13 protein-coding genes are annotated in these 15,709 nt (G+C 58.5%); 8 read left to right on the top strand and 5 right to left on the bottom strand.

The features are described from left to right. Position 1: 1 nt before the first annotated feature. The 3 genes from ASD22_RS11155 to ASD22_RS11145 all read right to left on the bottom strand — a co-directional run bounded on the left by ASD22_RS11155 (position 2) and on the right by ASD22_RS11145 (position 2,639). Positions 2-463 carry a KilA-N domain-containing protein gene (locus ASD22_RS11155; RefSeq protein ID WP_082520230.1) on the bottom strand — a complete coding sequence of 154 codons (462 nt, stop codon included), beginning with the start codon at positions 461-463 and terminating at the stop codon, positions 2-4. A 30-nt stretch (positions 464-493) separates the two neighbouring features. Further along, on the bottom strand, positions 494-1,183 hold the full coding sequence (locus ASD22_RS11150) for a hypothetical protein (protein WP_200946352.1): 690 nt from the start codon (positions 1,181-1,183) through the stop codon (positions 494-496). Between the two features lie 166 nt (positions 1,184-1,349). After that, the gene (locus tag ASD22_RS11145) at positions 1,350-2,639 is read right to left on the bottom strand and encodes a hypothetical protein (protein ID WP_056083072.1); all 1,290 of its coding nucleotides are present in this window, start codon (positions 2,637-2,639) and stop codon (positions 1,350-1,352) included. A gap of 170 nt (positions 2,640-2,809) precedes the next feature. Here ASD22_RS11145 and ASD22_RS11140 point away from each other — a divergent pair, with 170 nt between their 5' ends. Next, entirely contained in the window at positions 2,810-6,202 is a 3,393-nt protein-coding gene (locus ASD22_RS11140; RefSeq protein WP_056083069.1) for a site-specific DNA-methyltransferase, read from the top strand. Positions 6,203-6,212: 10 nt separating this feature from the next. Beyond that, positions 6,213-9,491, top strand: a complete 3,279-nt coding sequence (locus tag ASD22_RS11135) for a DEAD/DEAH box helicase family protein (RefSeq protein WP_082520229.1) — start codon at positions 6,213-6,215, stop codon at positions 9,489-9,491. On the opposite strand, the gene ASD22_RS11130 is transcribed toward ASD22_RS11135, so the two are convergent. Then, entirely contained in the window at positions 9,488-10,183 is a 696-nt protein-coding gene (locus ASD22_RS11130; RefSeq protein ID WP_056083066.1) for a recombinase family protein, read from the bottom strand. The two genes, ASD22_RS11135 and ASD22_RS11130, sit on opposite strands and share 4 nt — an antisense overlap. A 252-nt stretch (positions 10,184-10,435) precedes the next feature. Between ASD22_RS11130 and ASD22_RS11125 the strand changes: the two genes are divergently transcribed. Genes ASD22_RS11125 through ASD22_RS16735 form a run of 3 tightly spaced genes read left to right on the top strand, consistent with a single transcriptional unit; the run spans position 10,436 to position 12,087 of the window. Beyond that, positions 10,436-11,188 (top strand): TIGR04255 family protein, encoded by a 753-nt coding sequence (locus ASD22_RS11125; RefSeq protein ID WP_056083063.1) that lies wholly within the window; start codon positions 10,436-10,438, stop codon positions 11,186-11,188. After that, entirely contained in the window at positions 11,175-11,489 is a 315-nt protein-coding gene (locus ASD22_RS16740; RefSeq protein ID WP_156458996.1) for a hypothetical protein, read from the top strand. The genes ASD22_RS11125 and ASD22_RS16740 overlap by 14 nt, the downstream gene beginning before the upstream one ends. 1 nt (position 11,490) lies before the next feature. Beyond that, positions 11,491-12,087: a hypothetical protein gene (locus tag ASD22_RS16735; RefSeq protein ID WP_156458995.1), complete on the top strand. Its 597-nt coding sequence runs from the start codon at positions 11,491-11,493 to the stop codon at positions 12,085-12,087. 230 nt (positions 12,088-12,317) lie between these two features. Here ASD22_RS16735 and ASD22_RS11115 read toward each other — a convergent pair whose 3' ends face one another. Continuing rightward, positions 12,318-13,121, bottom strand: a complete 804-nt coding sequence (locus tag ASD22_RS11115; RefSeq protein WP_056083058.1) for a helix-turn-helix transcriptional regulator — start codon at positions 13,119-13,121, stop codon at positions 12,318-12,320. Positions 13,122-13,645: 524 nt separating this feature from the next. On the opposite strand from ASD22_RS11115, the gene ASD22_RS11110 reads away from it, so the two are divergent. The 3 genes from ASD22_RS11110 (at position 13,646) to ASD22_RS11100 (ending at position 15,511) form a co-directional block, all read left to right on the top strand. Continuing rightward, a complete protein-coding gene (locus ASD22_RS11110) occupies positions 13,646-14,869 on the top strand; it encodes an integrase arm-type DNA-binding domain-containing protein (protein ID WP_056083055.1) in 1,224 nt (407 codons plus the stop codon). 70 nt (positions 14,870-14,939) lie between these two features. Continuing rightward, complete coding sequence (locus ASD22_RS11105) at positions 14,940-15,215, top strand: YlcI/YnfO family protein (protein ID WP_056083053.1); 276 nt, start codon at positions 14,940-14,942, stop codon at positions 15,213-15,215. Further along, complete coding sequence (locus tag ASD22_RS11100) at positions 15,212-15,511, top strand: type II toxin-antitoxin system RelE/ParE family toxin (RefSeq protein WP_056083050.1); 300 nt, start codon at positions 15,212-15,214, stop codon at positions 15,509-15,511. Before ASD22_RS11105 ends, ASD22_RS11100 begins: the two co-directional genes overlap by 4 nt. Positions 15,512-15,709 lie beyond the last annotated feature (198 nt).

The following is a 15,709-nucleotide window of genomic DNA, read 5'->3' as shown; positions in this document are numbered from 1 at the left end:
CTCAGTGAGGCTTGGAGCGTCCTCCGCGCTCTGAGCTCTCGCCGGCTTGCACCATCGCTTCCTCGAAGATCTCAGCTGTCGATCTGATGTCGGTCTCACCGCCTATAAATCGCTCTCGTTGGGCTCGAAACCCGCCGTACAGGGCGAGCCTCGTTTGGGGGCTCAGCCACGATGTGTAGTCGATTGCGATGTCATCCGAGACGAACGTGAGTCCGTCAGGGCCGTCCGGTGACACGACTGGGTCGATGCCAGTCGAGCTTTGTTCCCGGCGCAAGAGCATGATCAGCTCCTGAGTTTCCGCTAGCTCAAAGTAGAACGATGGGTCGTGCTTGTGCGATCCGCCAGCCACATCATGGAGATCGTTGACGCAATAGCGACCTGCGGAGTCCTGACGAATGACCGCCTGATTCGACTTCTCGTCATCATCAGTTACGGCATCCGGATGTGGGTTTTGCTTAGTCACGTGTTTTCTCGTTGTGTGCGTGGCCGCTGCTCAGCAATCGGGACCAGATAGGTCCCTGCAGGCCGCAGCGAGGCTGCTGCCCAACACACGGAGTACCTGTCCGCGGCTGACGGGATATTTATGAAGCTCGGTAACCTCGACATGCCCATTGGCCCGCTGGTGCTCCCAACGCTTGTGGGTGCCGCCAGCCATTCGATGGATCAGCTTCGCGGCTTGCACCTGCCGGTACTCGTCATGGCGGTCGGGCTGTATGTCGTCGCGCAAGCACATGTCGACTGCCAGCCACACAGCGAGCACCTCCAGCGGGTCAACCTCTCGTTTCCGCAGCTGAGCCCATATGGCCTTGGCACGCTCCGCAGGAGACTTGCCAGGGAGCCTGAAGGCTTCGACAGGTGCCCCTGCGGCCCGGTAGAGTCGTCGTACACCTTCGGCTGCGCTCTGCACCTCTGCGTCATCGCGATGGCTCTGTAGCCAGGCCATGGCGCGTTCACGATACGGCTTGAGTTCGCCGGCCCCGTAGCTCCGTTTGACGTAGCTGCCGTGCCGCCGATAGAACTCAACATGCTTGCGGCAGTAGAGCCGATTGAGCCCCTCTCCGCGGTCCGCCGTGGTGTTGTTGCCGCACGGATACGCTCTGCACCGCTCGTAGGCATCCTGTGGCCCAGTGATGCGTTTGCGGAGATCGGCGAGGCGCCGCTGGCGCTGGTTGGCACCTGTCATGGCGTGGCTGCTCCATGCTGATCTGGCTTACGACCCCCTTCTGTGGGGAGAAGAAAGATCTCTATAGGTACCCCTCCCTCACACCTCCTCACACATACCCCCAAGGGATCACATGGAGGGTGGAAGACACAGTGAAGATGAGGGTAGGGAAGAAAGGGCATCACGTTCATTCATCACCATCGTGCTTGGCAACCACGAGACCATCGACACCCGCGATCGCCCTGAAGCAATTGAGCATGACCAGGCGTGTCTCTTGCGCAGCCGAACGAGGGACCAGCAGACAGTCGTACACGGGCAACGCCACGATCTGCCGATGCATGAGGTCAAGCAGGCAGCGAACCAGGATGTCGCCCTCCCTGCGCTGGATCGCCATACCCGCACCGCGATAGAACATGGCGCGCAGCGGTTGATGATGCCGAAGGATCAGCTCCTCGACCTCCCGAATGCTCATGTGTCTCGGAAGGTGTTTGGCAGACCCCTGAGGTTTCCTGCCGAGCTCCTTGGAACTGAAGAACTGCGAGATGAAGACCTTCTTGACGCCCTCTCGGAACCGCTCAAGCCCTGGTACGCAGTACAGGTCGCCCGCAGGGGGCTCAACACCCAACATTCCGTAAGCGATGCGGATACCGCATTGCCCGTAGTCCAGGCTGACCACCGGCTCGCCATGAATTCGCAAGTCGTTCAGTCGGCTCTTGCCAGACATGGACGACCAGAAGCCACCCGTGGGGCGTCCACCTTCGTCCAAACTGCCGTTGTTGAAGATGCGTGTCACCCAGCGGTCGCCAGTGTCCCGTTCGTTGCCTTGGCTGTCCAAGTCGGACTCAATGTCTGCGGCCGCTAGCCAGGCGTTGATCTGAAGCATCTCGGCGCGGTAGATGTCAGCGGGTTCGCCAGGGGGAACAGGGAGATTGGAGGCCTTCCCCCGCACCTTTGCGCTGCGAAGCACGATGGGGTCTCCCATCAACGTCACGTCGTGCCCGAAGTCTGCGAGTTGCAGGTCGCCTTCGTTAATGTGCCGACGCAGGCGCCCCGAGGCCCGGATGGTTGACTGCTGGCCACCAAAGGGATTGCGGGCCTGTGAGGCTTTGGTGAGCTCCAGCCAGTCCATCTCCGGCTTGCTCATCCATTCGATGATTCTGATTCGCTCCTCAGTCATGAAGGGCGCGCCGACAGACTCCAGGCCTTGCTTACGCTTGGACAGGGAGATGTGCCGCCAGGTTTTGGGGTCAGTCAGTGCGCCATGCACCAGATCACAGACGATGGCGCTGATGATGCGGTCGAACCGCACCTGGTCGGCCGCCTTGCGAGCACGTTGTCGTGGCTCGAACCGGGCTTCGTAGTGAAGTAGCTCTTTGCGCACCAGCGCCACCAGTGCCTTCGCTCCCTCGCTGGTGGGCTGTCGTGACGGATTGAATCGCTTGTTCTTCGGCTGGCTGTCTTTGGTTACTGCGGTCATGCGCTCTAATCAAAACTCGACACCCCTCACCCCCTCGCAAGCGGAAAGCCGGATATGGACAATGGGGTGGGCTGTGTCCATGGGCTAGGCTTGGCAGCACTGGAGTACCGTGCTGCACGACGCAGCGGCCGCGTAGAGTAGCCGCAACAAATTACGATAGGAAGGAACCGATGTCCGAGCTGACCGTCGCCACGTTGCGGCAATTGCTACTCGCCGCACTGCCTCAAGACGGCACACCGATTGGCAATATTCGACTGCGGTCTCAGCTCAGCGCGACGCTCGACGAAGAGGTGTCAGAGGAGCTCTATAGCAGCACACGCGACGGACTGGTCGAGGAGGGGATTGTGGCCAAGGGACAGGGTCGCGGCGGTTCTGTGCGACTGCTGGAAGCTACCGAGAACGCAGTGTTGACCCTGGAGTCCCAAGAGATTCCCGAAGACGCCCAGCGGCCTAAGCCGAAGCAAACCGGGTTGCCTCTCGCCAAGCGACAGGTGGGGCAGCCGACCAAGGCCAAGACGCGCGGTGCGGAATCAGAAGAGAAGGTGGTGGCCTACCAGCACAAGGACCACCGCACAAACAATCCCGAGGTGGGCCTGGTCACTCCTGACGACGATCCGGATCAACCCAAGACGACCTGGGCTTATGACCCGCATATCGACCCTGCGCTCCAGTTCGACATCGGCCGCTCTCAGATCGAGCGGTTGATCGACGACGCACTGGCAGCCAGTAGCAATGAGACTGAGGCCGCTACGGGCGAAATTCTTGCCTGGCTAGATCATGCATTGGCAGGTGGCGACGAAGCTGCCATCCGCGAGGTCGTCACCAACCTGCGTGCGCGCATTTCTAGCGAGCGGCAGAAATATCCAGCTTATGAAGCGTTGACTGAATTGAAGCGCATGAGTGCGCCGTACCTCAACTGGGCCGGCAAGGCCGAGCGCACGAGCTTTGACGTGGATACCGTCTCGCTGCATGTGCATGAACGCATCGACCCTGCCACCATCCTGGGCCGGATCAGAAAGCGAATAAAGGACGGCAAGAAAGGTGCGACCAGCCCGCAATTGCAGGACGACATGTTCCGCGCTTGGTTCGACCAGCCGCTGAGCTACCGCGAGGCGATCGAGTTCTACAAGCACGATCGCGGCTGGGCCAACCGCCTGATCGCGGGCGACTCGCTGCAGGTGATGAACAGTCTGCTGCAGAAGGAGAGCATGGCCGGACAGGTACAGATGATCTACATCGACCCGCCCTACGGCATCAAGTACGGCAGTAATTTCCAGCCGTTCGTCAACAAGCGCGATGTGAAGGACCGCAGTGATCAGGACCTGACCCAGGAACCGGAGATGATCAAGGCGTTCCGGGACACGTGGGAGCTTGGCATCCACTCCTACCTGACTTACCTGCGCGACCGGCTACTGCTGGCGAAGGAGCTGCTACACGAGTCGGGTAGTGTTTTCGTGCAAATTGGCGACGAGAATGTTCACCTCGCGCGCAATCTTCTTGACGAAATGTTCGGCGCTGAAAACCTTGTTGCGGAGATCATTGCCGTCAAGACATCGAGCGCTACTTCAGAATTCTTAGCAGGAGTAGCTGACATCGTACTTTTCTACGCTAGAGACAAATCGAAGCTGAAGTATCGACAACTCTTCACTGACAAGGCTCTCGGCGGCGAGGGAACGACGCAGTACACATGGGTAGTATCGAAGGAGACAGGCGAGCGTCGACGCATGACCCCCGTTGAGCGCGCGCAGCCGTCAGACCTTCAAGTCGGGCTCCAAGTGTTTGCGGCTGACAACCTAACTAGTCAACGTCCTCCCGGTGATTTCCCTGTTTCTCACCATGGTAAAGACTTCGTGCCGGGCAAGGGGTACTGGAAGACTCACTCGAAGGGATTTGCGCGTTTAAGTGTTGCGAACAGACTGGAGCCGATAGGGAACTCGCTAATGTACCGCCGAATGCTGAACGACTTCGGTGTCTCACCTATCAACAACATCTGGCGAGATGTGTTGATGACAGGTTTTTCCGAGGATAAGGTCTACGTAGTACAGACTAGCCAAAAAATTGTTGAACGCTGTTTGTTGATGGCCACTGACCCTGGCGATCTCGTACTCGATCCCACCTGCGGCTCCGGCACGACCGCAATTGTCGCCGAGAAATGGGGTCGACGCTGGATCACCTGCGATACCTCGCGCGTGTCGGTGACGCTGGCCAAGCAGCGACTGATGACAGCCAGCTATGACTACTACGAGCTGAAGTATCCGCACGAGGGACTGAAAGCCGGCTTCATTTACAAGACGGTGCCGCACGTCACCCTGAAGTCGATCGCCAACAATCAGGAGATCGACACGATCTACGAGCGCGACCATTCGGCCATTGAGGATGCGTTGGCAACGCTCAACGCCAAGCTGCGCGCGGCGCCACCCAAGGAGCGCTTCAAGGTGACTGAAGGTGGCCGCAAGGCTGAGTCACTCGACTTCGCTAAGGGGGCCGCATTGCAGGGGTGGGAGGTGCCGTTCGACTACCCGGAGGGCTGGCCTGCGGCAGCCCGCAAGGCATTCGATGCCTTCCACGAAGAACGCCAGGCGATGCAGCAGCGCATGGACGCGTCCATTGCCGCCCACGCGGACCAGGAGACGCTCTACGACCAACCTGAGGCGTCCAAGACCCGCCTGCGCATCACAGGGCCGTTCACGGTGGAGGCCGTACCCTTCCCCTCAGTGGCTTCGCTAGAGGAGGCGGAGAACACACAGACTACGGAGGCGGACACCAGCATCGCGCGGTCGGGTGAATCACTACGTCAGCATTCCTACCGCGACGAGCTGATGAATTCTGGCATCCGAGGCAAGAAGGGCCAGATACTTAAGTTCGCTTCGCTGGAAACCGTGCCAGGGCTGCGCTACATCCATCTGACGGGCACCTTGGTGGAGACGGGTGAGCGCTTGGTGGTGAGCTTCGGTCCCGAGTATGCCGCACTGGAGCAGCGGCAGGTGGAGATGGCGATGCGTGAGGCCGGCGAGCTGTTCCCGCGGCCCAAGATGATCGTGTTCGCGGCCTTCACTTTCGACCCCGAGGCGGCCAAGGACATCGACAACACCAAGGGCATCACCGCGCTAAAGGCGCAGATGAACACCGACTTGTTGACCGAGGACCTGAAGAAGAAGCAGCGAGGCAACCAGAGCTTCTGGCTGATGGGCCAGCCGGACGTGGAGCTACGCAGGCTGAAGGACGGGCACTACCAAGTGGAGGTGCACGGCTTCGATTACTTCGACACCAACAAGGGCGACCTGGTGTCTGGCGGCAAGGGCAAGATCGCCATGTGGTCGCTGGATACCGACTACGACGAGCGCTCGCTGTTTCCGAGCCAAGTGTTCTTCCCGATGGCAGGCAAGAAGGATGGCTGGGAGAAGCTGAAAAAGAACATCAAGGCTGAGCTCAATGAGTCGCTGCTGCAACAGTTCCACGGCACCGTGAGCCTGCCGTTTGAGCCTGGCGACAACCGCAAGGTGGCAGTGAAGATCGTGGACGACCGCGGTATCGAGTCGCTCAAGATCATCGTGATTGACTGAGGAGCAGATCATGACTGCACCGAAGTCGCTGATCATCAATTCCCCTTTCGTGCGCCCGGCTCGCCACTGGGCGGACAAGGACGGCCGCCTGCAGCTAATTGATGGGCGCCGCCCGGCCGGCTACGACATCATCGACACGCGCGAGAACACGCGTCGCACTGAGTCGCTGGATGACGTGATGCGCATACGCGAACGGGTGGATGCCTGGCGCGAGGCGGACTACCCCGGCATCACCAGCGTGACGCGCAGCCTGCTGGAGCACTGGTACGACCGCGAGGCGCGGCAACATCCTTTCTACTTCTGTCAGCTGGAAGCCATTGAGACGCTGATCTGGTGGGTCGAGGCTGCCGCGGAATACAAGCAAGGGATCTACGTGCCGGGCGATGGCGGTCCCTGGTCGCGCCTGTGCAACAAAATGGCGACAGGTAGCGGCAAAACCGCAGTGATGGCGATGATCATCACTTGGCAGGTGTTGAACGCCCAGGCCTACCCGAAGCGCAACAAGGACTTCTCCAGCGCGATCTTCATCGTCGCACCCGGTCTGACCGTGCGTGAACGCCTGCAGGTGCTGATGCCTGGCAACCCCGCCAATGTCTATGATGAATTCGGAATGTGTCCGACCGATGCCCAGCGACAGCGACTGAATCGCGCTGAGCTGCTGGTGGAGAACTGGCACACCCTGATGCCTCTGAAGGAACCCACTCGCTCAGTCGTGCGCAAGGGGAAGGAATCCGACGAAGCGTTCACCCGGCGCGTGCTCGGCAAGCTGGCGAGTTACAAAGACCTCGTGGTGATCAACGATGAGGCGCACCATGCCTATCGGATGAGCGCGGACGACAAGCGCGACAGCGCCACCAAGAAACGTGCGGCAGAGATGGGCCTGGATCTGGAGGAGGCGACCCGCTGGATCGAGGGACTCGACCGTATCCACAAGACCCGCCGCGTGCAGCGTTGTTTTGATCTCTCGGCAACTCCGTTCGCACCCACCGGTCGATCCAACACGGAGAAAGGCTTGTTCGGCTGGATCGTCTCCGATTTTGGGCTGAATGATGCGATCGAGGCTGGCCTGGTGAAAACGCCTCGCGTGGTCGTGCGCGACGATGCGTTGCCCAACGCCGCCACGCTGCGCTCGAAGCTATATCACCTTTACCGCGAACCCGAGGTGGGTGAGGATCTGAATCGGCGCGGCGCTCAACCCCATGAGGCGCTGCCGAAGCTGGTGCAGGATGCTTTCACCCTGCTAGGTGCCGATTGGCGTGCCGCCCTGCATAGCTGGCAGGAGTTAGGCCACAGCTCACCACCTGTGATGCTGACGGTATGCAACAAGACGGAGACGGCCGCACGCATCGAGCACTACTTCGCCAGTGGTAACGCCTTCTGGCCCGAGTTGCACGAGAAGGACCGCCTGCTGAGGGTGGACTCGCGAGTGCTGGAGAAGGCTGAGGTGGGTGAGAACGCGCCCGCTGACAAGGACTACGAGGCACGCCTGCAGGCGATTGTGGAGTCTTCAGGGCTCTCCGAGCAGCGCAAGGCGGAACTGCTGACCCAGAAAAAGGAAGAAGTGCTTCGGGCCATCGTGGACAACGTGGGCAAGCCCGGCAGTGCCGGCCAGAACCTGCAGAACGTGATCTCGGTGGCCATGCTGTCCGAAGGCTGGGACGCAAAGAACGTCACCCATATCATGGGTCTGCGCGCCTTCACTAGCCAGCTGTTGTGCGAGCAGGTGATCGGCCGCGGCCTCCGGCGCGTGAGCTATGAGATGGACGACGACGGACTGTTTCTTCCGGAGTACGTCAACATTTTCGGCGTGCCGCTCTCGATCTTCCAGGACGTTGGCGAGGGTGGCGAAGCACCGCCACCACCCAAGCCGAGTAAGATGATCGAGTCACTAGATGAGCGCAACGCGCTTGAGATCCGCTGGCCAAACGTGCTGCGCGTCGACCCAGTGGTGAAGCCGGTGCTCGACGTGAAGTGGAATGAGCTGGAGCCGCTGGAGCTCGATCCGGCACAGACTCCGATCAGCGCCGACCTGGCGCCCGCGCTGGGCAATGCTTCGGATCTGAGCAAGGTGGAGCGCATTGATCTGGAGTTGATCCCTGAGGCCTTCCGGTTGCAGCGACTGTTGTTCCTGTCGGCCCGCAACGCATTCGACGAGATGCGCGGAAAGTTCCAAGGCAACCCGGAGTACCTCGTTGCACAGCTGGTCCGCCTGCTGGAGAAGTTCTTCGACTCCGACAAACTGGTGATCCCGTCGCTGTATCACAGCGAGCCGTTGCGCAAGCGCATCCTGCTGGCACTCAATCGTGACCTCGTTGTGCAGCATCTGCTTCGGCATGTGTACTCAAAGAATTCCGAACGCATGGAGCCGATCTTCGACGAAGAGTTTCCGATCGGATCGACCCGCTACATGCGCACCTGGTACACCACCAAGCCCACAATTGATGCTGTGAAGTCGCAGATCAACCGCATGGTCGGTGACAGCGGCTGGGAGGGCCACGCAGCCAACCTATTCGAGAGCAGCCCGTTGGTGGAGGCTTATGCCAAGAACGACCATCTCGGGTTTCAGGTGTACTACCTGTGGAACGGTGCCCGCCGCCGATTCATTCCCGACTTCCTGGTGCGCCTGACCAACGGCAAGACGTTGGTGCTGGAAATCAAGGGCGAGGACAGCGAACAGAACAAGGCCAAGCGAGCTGCGCTCGACGCTTGGGTGCAAGGCGTGAACCAAAAGGGCGGGTTCGGTCAGTGGTGCTGGGATGTGGCGTTTGCACCGGCGCAGGTGCAGGACATCCTCGCCGCTCATAGTGGCTTGGCCAGCAACATCAAGCAGTCCGTGGCAGCGAAAGAGGATGACGTATACGAGTGGGTTTGCTCACCTCTCGATCTGGAGGCTACTTTTTGGGCGCTGCGTGAGGGCAAGAAACCACCTCGCAGCGGCATCAAGTCAGCCAAGACATTCGATAGCGCCCGTGTCGATATGCACATCCTTTCTGAGCGCATTGACCTAGGCCCACCGCCTTGGCTAATTCGCTTTGGGGCACAGTTCCAGAAGGATCTCAGTCAGCTTGATCGCAAGCTCGCAGGTCGAGTGTTTGAAACCATCATGGGTCTTGTGAACTATGAATTTCCCTTCAAGGTACAAGGCGATACGTTCAAGCCATTACAGGGCGATCTCAAGGGCCGTTGGAGATACCGGGTCGGTGATCATCGCCTCGTAATCAACCCGGTCGCAGCAAAGTCGGAGATCGAACTTGTCGCCTTCGCCGCACGGGGTAGCGTGTATGACTAACTTGGTTCCGATCGCCCATCTGGATCGAGTCGCGCAAGTAGATTGCGGACGGAGGACTTGTGCCACTGCCCACCTCGCGGTGTGAGCATGCCTCGTTCATTCAACGCATTGGCAACAGCGCCAAGACTGAAGACGCCTTCCTCTGCTAATGCGGTGACGACGGGTTGCAGGTTGTGTGCGTGGCTATCGGCATGAGCTCGGATGGCCTTCACGCTCGCCGCATTGCCCCGCCCAGCGCGCCTCAACGCCGCGGCGCCGTTCGGGTTACCCAAGCGCACTCCTCGGGCTTTGGCGGCTCCCAGCGCCTCCTTGGTGCGTTTGGAGATCGCCTCACGTTCCTGCTGGGCCACAAGGGCCATGATGCCGACCGTGAGGTCGTTCGCGTTCGGCATGTCCGCCGCCACGAAGCGGACACCACTATCGCGCAGCCTGAGCAGGAAGGCCGCATTGCGGGAGAGCCGATCCAGCTTGGCGATCACCAGGGTAGCTCCTGTGACCTTGGCGAGGTGCAGTGCCTTCAGTAGCTCCGGCCGTGTGTTGACCTTGCCGCTTTCAACTTCGGTGAAGGTCTCAATGACCCTTGCCTGCCGCTGCGCGGCGTAGGCATCAATTGCCGTCCGCTGGGCTTCCAGGCCTAGGCCACTGTTGCCTTGTTTGCGGGTGGAGACGCGCAGGTAACTGACGATCTTCATCGGTTCCCTCCATAGGTACAGAATGACGTAACGTTCGTTAGGCCATATTGTACCATCAAGGAATTCTATACAAATACGTCCCTGTGTCGTTGAGGACGCTTGTTGAAGCGGCAAAGTGAACATTTCCGCTTGCTCGTAGTCGAAAATGATGGCTATATGCCAACAGGTGACCCGGCCCACATACGTAGCCGTACATCATGCGTAGCCGTATACTCAGCCCAATTTGCCTACTGGAAGGACGAGCGCGCACCCATGATCATCGAGGCAAACAAGCTTCAACCACTGCGCCTTGAGAAGGACACAATTGTCGAGGCTCTATGTGAGATTCGCTTCGAGTCGAAGGGCGCGGCGTCCTTACTACCCGGCATGCTATTTAGCGCTGGTGGCGGAATGAAATTTTCGGGGATTGAGAACCTCAACCCGATTCAGCTTCCGTCGTTTGTCCTCGATGCAAATCCAGGAATGCGCTATATGCCATCGCAAAAGCTGATCGGTGAAGGCTATGTAATTGTAATCGGTGAGCACATATTGACCATTGCCCTTAACTCATACAAGGGGTGGTCTAACTTCAAGGCGCTGATACTAGAAGTATGGTCAGCGGTCGCGGGCTTTAACATCGTTGAACACGTAACTAGGGCAAGTCTCAAATATGTCAATTTGATTGAAGGCAAGAGCGAAAATATTGCCGACTTTTCCGATGTGCATCTGTTGATAGATAGTCAGCCCGTTGATAGCGGCAGTCTGCAAATAAGAACGGAACAGACTCGCGGTTCATTTACGAAAATCGTGCAGCTCGCGAACATGGCGACTGCGCAAAAGCTAGGGCACGAAAGCACCGGTTGTCTCGTTGATATCGATGTCATACATAACGTTGAGAGCAAGGACATCCTTCGGGAGGGAGCGGATTTGCTGGAGGAACTGCACACGCAAGTCAAAGACGCTTTTTTTGCAATCATTTCGGAATCGGCGCTAAAGGATCGAGGGCCTATCTATGAATCTCGTTGAGTACAGCGGTGTTAGAAACTTTTGTGCAGTGGTGGCAATTAGTGCCACGGTTGGCACTCTTGCGTCGCTACAATTTGTTCAGTCAACAGTGCCCGAGAGGCCAGAAGCACCGGTCAAGCGTTGGCGTGTGTTTGACGCTCATCCGTCTACGGCACGAGTGACCAAGGTCACGGCAGTTCTTGATCCATCACTTGATCATTTCTTTCGCAAATTCACAGAGCGTTTCGAGGCGAGTCAGTCTCGTTTGGCGGCCGAAGATCAGGTGCTGATCTGGGATGATCTGGAAGGTTTGCTCAGCTAGTATGGCAAGCCCACTTGAAGAACTTTCCTTAGCGAGCTATCTGTCTGATCCGTCGCGAGAAAGCTTGCGAAGAGAGCTCGATCTTTTCCCTGAAAAGATGCGCTACTACTTGGGCAATCCCCTTGAACATGCGTTGCAAGGTGATGTTTACGATCAAAAGCATTTCGTAGTTACGCGTGGGAATGGAGAGATTATTCGCCGCCTAACGCGAATCATGATCGTCTCGAATAGCTGTGACATTTCGGGTGAGAATGAGCGCCCGTTGCCGGTGTCTGTCTTAGTTGCGCCGCTCGCCTCAATGGCAAAGTTGAGGGAGACCTTCGCGAAAGGTGGCTACGCAAAAGATTCCATTGAAAGCAGGTTGCGATCCATTCGGATGCAGGAGACAACGGATATGTTCTTCTTGCCCGGAGGAGGCGAGCTTGAGGAAGACTCTGTGGTTTTGCTTGACGCGATCCAGGCTGTGCGTCGCGAATTTCTCCAGCTTCCTGATAAACGTCTTTGTACCTTGTCACAGGCAGCGTTCTACATGCTTTTGATTAAGCTCTCTGTGCACTTGTGTCGCGCGGGCGAACGAATCGATCGGGAAGCGGCCTGATCGGTACGCGCGAGCGAATGACTGAACGGAAATATTCGGAGAGTTGGGCAGCGACAATTCTAATTCTCATCTAGCCCTCGAATATGTGGAGGGGTGAGGGTTACAATTTCTCCCGCCATTGGTTCAACGATGAAGAGCCGCAGGTTTCGATCGCAACCATTTGGGAAATTGGAAATTGCGGATGGCCGCCGGACTTGCCGAATTGCTGGCTGGTTCGGAATGTGCTGCCGTTAGTCGTCCGATCCTTCCCCGATCGCCCAAAGGGCGACCTTGAGGAGGGCGACCGAGCCGGCACGTATGAACGCGTCCTCTCCATCCACGTCGACGATGAGATAGCGGTCACCGGCGTCAGAAGCACCGCTCTCCAACATGAAAAGTACGTTGGCGAGCTGTCCGGGATCGTCCTCGCTCTCAGCATCGTCTGCATCGACACCTAGTCCAATCGTCGGACCACCCCCGGTCATTGTGATGAAGACGTTGTGCTCTGCTTCCTTCTTTTCTTCAACAGGGGCAAGTGCTCGGTGGTCGTGTACTGGATCGAAAAGAAACTGGCAGAACGAGACCTCGCTTAGGTTAAGTGCGTAACGTGCGTCTTTGCTATCGAAGACAGCGAACTCAAGCGTCGAACTATCTGTCTCGCTTTGAACGACCGAATAGAGTCGACGCTTGTCTTCCGCGCTAATCGCGAACACCAACGGCTCTTGCTGTCGCTTCAGGAGCACCTTGAGCCACCATTGCGAGTCGTCTGCTTCAATGCCGCCGTTGGAGACTTTCGACAGCGCGTCGTCGGTGATGTAGCGAGTTGCTTCAAGCTCGCTACGCAGCTCATTCAATGCCTTTGCTGCGGCGGGAAACACAACCTCAAGCGGCTTGCCGAGCGCGACGCAGATTGCCTTGGCGATTGTGAGGCTAGTGGTGATCTTCCCGGCCTCAATTCGTTGGATCTGCTGCTGGCTGGTCCCCGCTCGTTCCGCAAGCTCACGCTGCGATATTGAGAGTTGGGTGCGGATCTTCTTGACCTTGTTAGCGCTCATGCGACACTCCACGTGTGTTTCGACACACGATAGTGTTGCTATCCATGCGTGTCAACACGCATGTGTGTTTCCCGTCGGTAGAAGGGGCGCGAAGTGGAGTGGTTCGAGTCCGCAATTCGCCCTCGAATAGGTGCCGGCACGGGGGGAGATCCTGACGCTGTCTTTATTTGATGCCCCAGCGAAAATTTGCGCCAAGATTTTCTGGCGTAAGCCCCCTTTGCCACGGCGAGTGCTACGAGAAGTGTTACGAGAACTGCTACAGTGAGACTAACCGCCTCGGCGGGAAGTCGCATAAATGCTAGGTTCTTGGGTCGGATGGTGGCTATGCTTCCCCTCCACCCATAGCCACCAAATCAGTGTCCATTCCTGACCATTCCCGTCCAATACCGCCTCGACAACCCAGCTGCAGCAAGGGCTTGGCGTCTTTGCACCGTCCAGTCGTGTCCGATCACGTCTATTGTAATCCGGGGGCAACAAGGGGCAGCATTGGGGGCAGGTACCGTTGCCTGTAGTGAGTTGCCCCCATGGCGCTTTCCGATGTCAACATCCGTAAGGCCAAGCCCACCGATAAGCCCCAGCGGCTGTTCGACGGTGGAGGCTTGTACCTGGAGGTTGCTCCATCTGGGGGCAAGTGGTGGCGACTTAAGTACCGCTTTGGGGGCAAGGAGAAGCGGCTGTCGCTAGGCACGTATCCCGACACCGGACTGGCCGATGCACGCGAGAAGCGCGATGCCTCACGCAAACTGCTTGCGCAGGGCGTAGATCCAGGCGTCCAACGCAAGGCCGAAAAGGCTGCCGGTGCCGATCGCGCAGCCAACAGTTTCGAAGCGGTCGCTCGCGAGTGGTTGGCGGTGAAGAAACCTGAATGGACAGCCGGCCAGTTCTTGAAGGAGTGCGGCCGATTGGAAAATCACGCCTTCCCCAGGATTGGTGGCCTGCCGGTCTCTGATATAGGAGTGGCAGAGATTCGCCCGTTGTTCGCCTACCTGGTCAAGCAGGGGCATATCGAGCAGGCTCATCGCCTCCGGCATCAACTAAGTCGCGTGTTTCGATTTGCAGTAGCCACTGAACGGGCCAGTCGCGATCCTGCCGCCGATCTGCGCGATACATTGCCCAGCCGTAATCCTCAGAACCATCCAACGATCACCGACCCGAAACGCGTGGGAGAGTTGATGCGTGCCATCGATGGCTTCACGGGCACTCTCCCCGTGCAGTGCGCTCTGAGATTGGCACCCTTGTGGTTCTGTCGGCCTGGCGAGATACGCATGGCGGAGTGGACGCACTTTGACCTGGATGGCGAGCACCCGTCTTACACGGTGCCGCCTATGAATCGAAAGCTGAAGAAGGCGGCCAAGGAAAATCCCGCTACGCCGCCGCATATCGTGCCTTTGAGTCGACAGGCGCTGGAGATACTTCGCGAACTGCGCCAGTTGACAGGCCACGGGCGCTATTTGTTTCCGGGGGCCCGCGATCCGAAGCGTCATATGTCAGATGGCGCGGTAAACGCGGCGCTGGCTCGTATTGGTTACAAGGGCATCATTACGGGCCACGGATTCCGCCACATGGCGCGCACGTTGTTGGGGGAGTTGGGATGGAATCCCGAAGCCTTGGAACGTCAGCTATCCCACAAGGAGCCCGGAATCGTTGGTGTGTACAACAAGGCCCAACATATGCCTGAGCGCCGAAAGGTCATGCAGGCTTGGGCGGATTACCTGGACTTGTTAAAGGTGGGAGGCGATCCCCGATAGGCAGGGGTGGGCGGACTGTGCGAGCTTCGTGCTAACCTTGCATTGCAAATGCAACGCATGAGGTGCGCCCGTGAAATCCGCTTCCATTCCTTCGCTTCGAGTCGACCCCGAGTTGCGTCAGGCGGCCGAAGCCGTCCTGCGCGAAGGCGAGAGCCTGTCCAGCTTTATGGAGCAATCACTGCGCGATCAGGTGACCCGTCGCCAGCTGCAGCACGAGTTCTTGGCGCGTGGCTTGGCCTCCCGCGACGAGGCACGACGGACAGGTGAATACTTCGAGGCCGCGTCGGTGCATGCCGAGTTGCGCGGCATGCTGACGAAGTCACCGAGCGGCAAGGCCAAGCGTTGAACTGGCACGTCCGTTACACGCGGGCGGCCCGCGACGATCTGCTGCGGCTTTACGGGTTCCTGCTGGAGCAGGACATAGAAGCGGCGCAGCGGGCGATGGAAGTCATCGAGCAAAGCTTGGAGCTGCTTCAGTCATTCCCCTTCACGTGCCGCAAGGCCGATCCGGACAATCCCTTCCTGCGCGAACTGCTGGTTTCGTTCGGCACCTCCGGCTACGTGGCGCTGTACGAGATCGAGGGGGATCAAACAGTGACCATCCTTGCCGTTCGTCACCAACGCGAAGACGACTACCACTGAACAAGTAGTCCTTCGAAAAGCTTGCCGGTCGCTGGGCGTGTGACTTCGTCATGACCAATTTGCAGGACGAGGGTTAGCGATCATTCCACCCAAGTTCCTGCCGCGAACATCATTCGTTGCCCATCAGTGCGCATCGCCATACAGTGGACTGTCGAGGGGTGCGGTTCTACCGCCAGACTGAAAGCGGAAACAGGGGAA

Source organism: Rhodanobacter sp. Root480, from assembly GCF_001426645.1.
GTDB lineage: Bacteria > Pseudomonadota > Gammaproteobacteria > Xanthomonadales > Rhodanobacteraceae > Rhodanobacter > Rhodanobacter ginsenosidimutans.
This window is presented reverse-complemented; position numbering and strand designations above follow the sequence as displayed.

Coding starts and splice junctions, on each gene's coding strand:
- ASD22_RS16740 (WP_156458996.1), top strand. CDS start 11,175: ATGAATCTCGTTGAGTACAGCGGTGTTAGAAACTTTTGTGCAGTGGTG.
- ASD22_RS11145 (WP_056083072.1), bottom strand. CDS start 2,639: ATGACCGCAGTAACCAAAGACAGCCAGCCGAAGAACAAGCGATTCAAT.
- ASD22_RS16735 (WP_156458995.1), top strand. CDS start 11,491: ATGGCAAGCCCACTTGAAGAACTTTCCTTAGCGAGCTATCTGTCTGAT.
- ASD22_RS11115 (WP_056083058.1), bottom strand. CDS start 13,121: ATGAGCGCTAACAAGGTCAAGAAGATCCGCACCCAACTCTCAATATCG.
- ASD22_RS11140 (WP_056083069.1), top strand. CDS start 2,810: ATGTCCGAGCTGACCGTCGCCACGTTGCGGCAATTGCTACTCGCCGCA.
- ASD22_RS11110 (WP_056083055.1), top strand. CDS start 13,646: ATGGCGCTTTCCGATGTCAACATCCGTAAGGCCAAGCCCACCGATAAG.
- ASD22_RS11130 (WP_056083066.1), bottom strand. CDS start 10,183: ATGAAGATCGTCAGTTACCTGCGCGTCTCCACCCGCAAACAAGGCAAC.
- ASD22_RS11125 (WP_056083063.1), top strand. CDS start 10,436: ATGATCATCGAGGCAAACAAGCTTCAACCACTGCGCCTTGAGAAGGAC.
- ASD22_RS11150 (WP_200946352.1), bottom strand. CDS start 1,183: ATGACAGGTGCCAACCAGCGCCAGCGGCGCCTCGCCGATCTCCGCAAA.
- ASD22_RS11135 (WP_082520229.1), top strand. CDS start 6,213: ATGACTGCACCGAAGTCGCTGATCATCAATTCCCCTTTCGTGCGCCCG.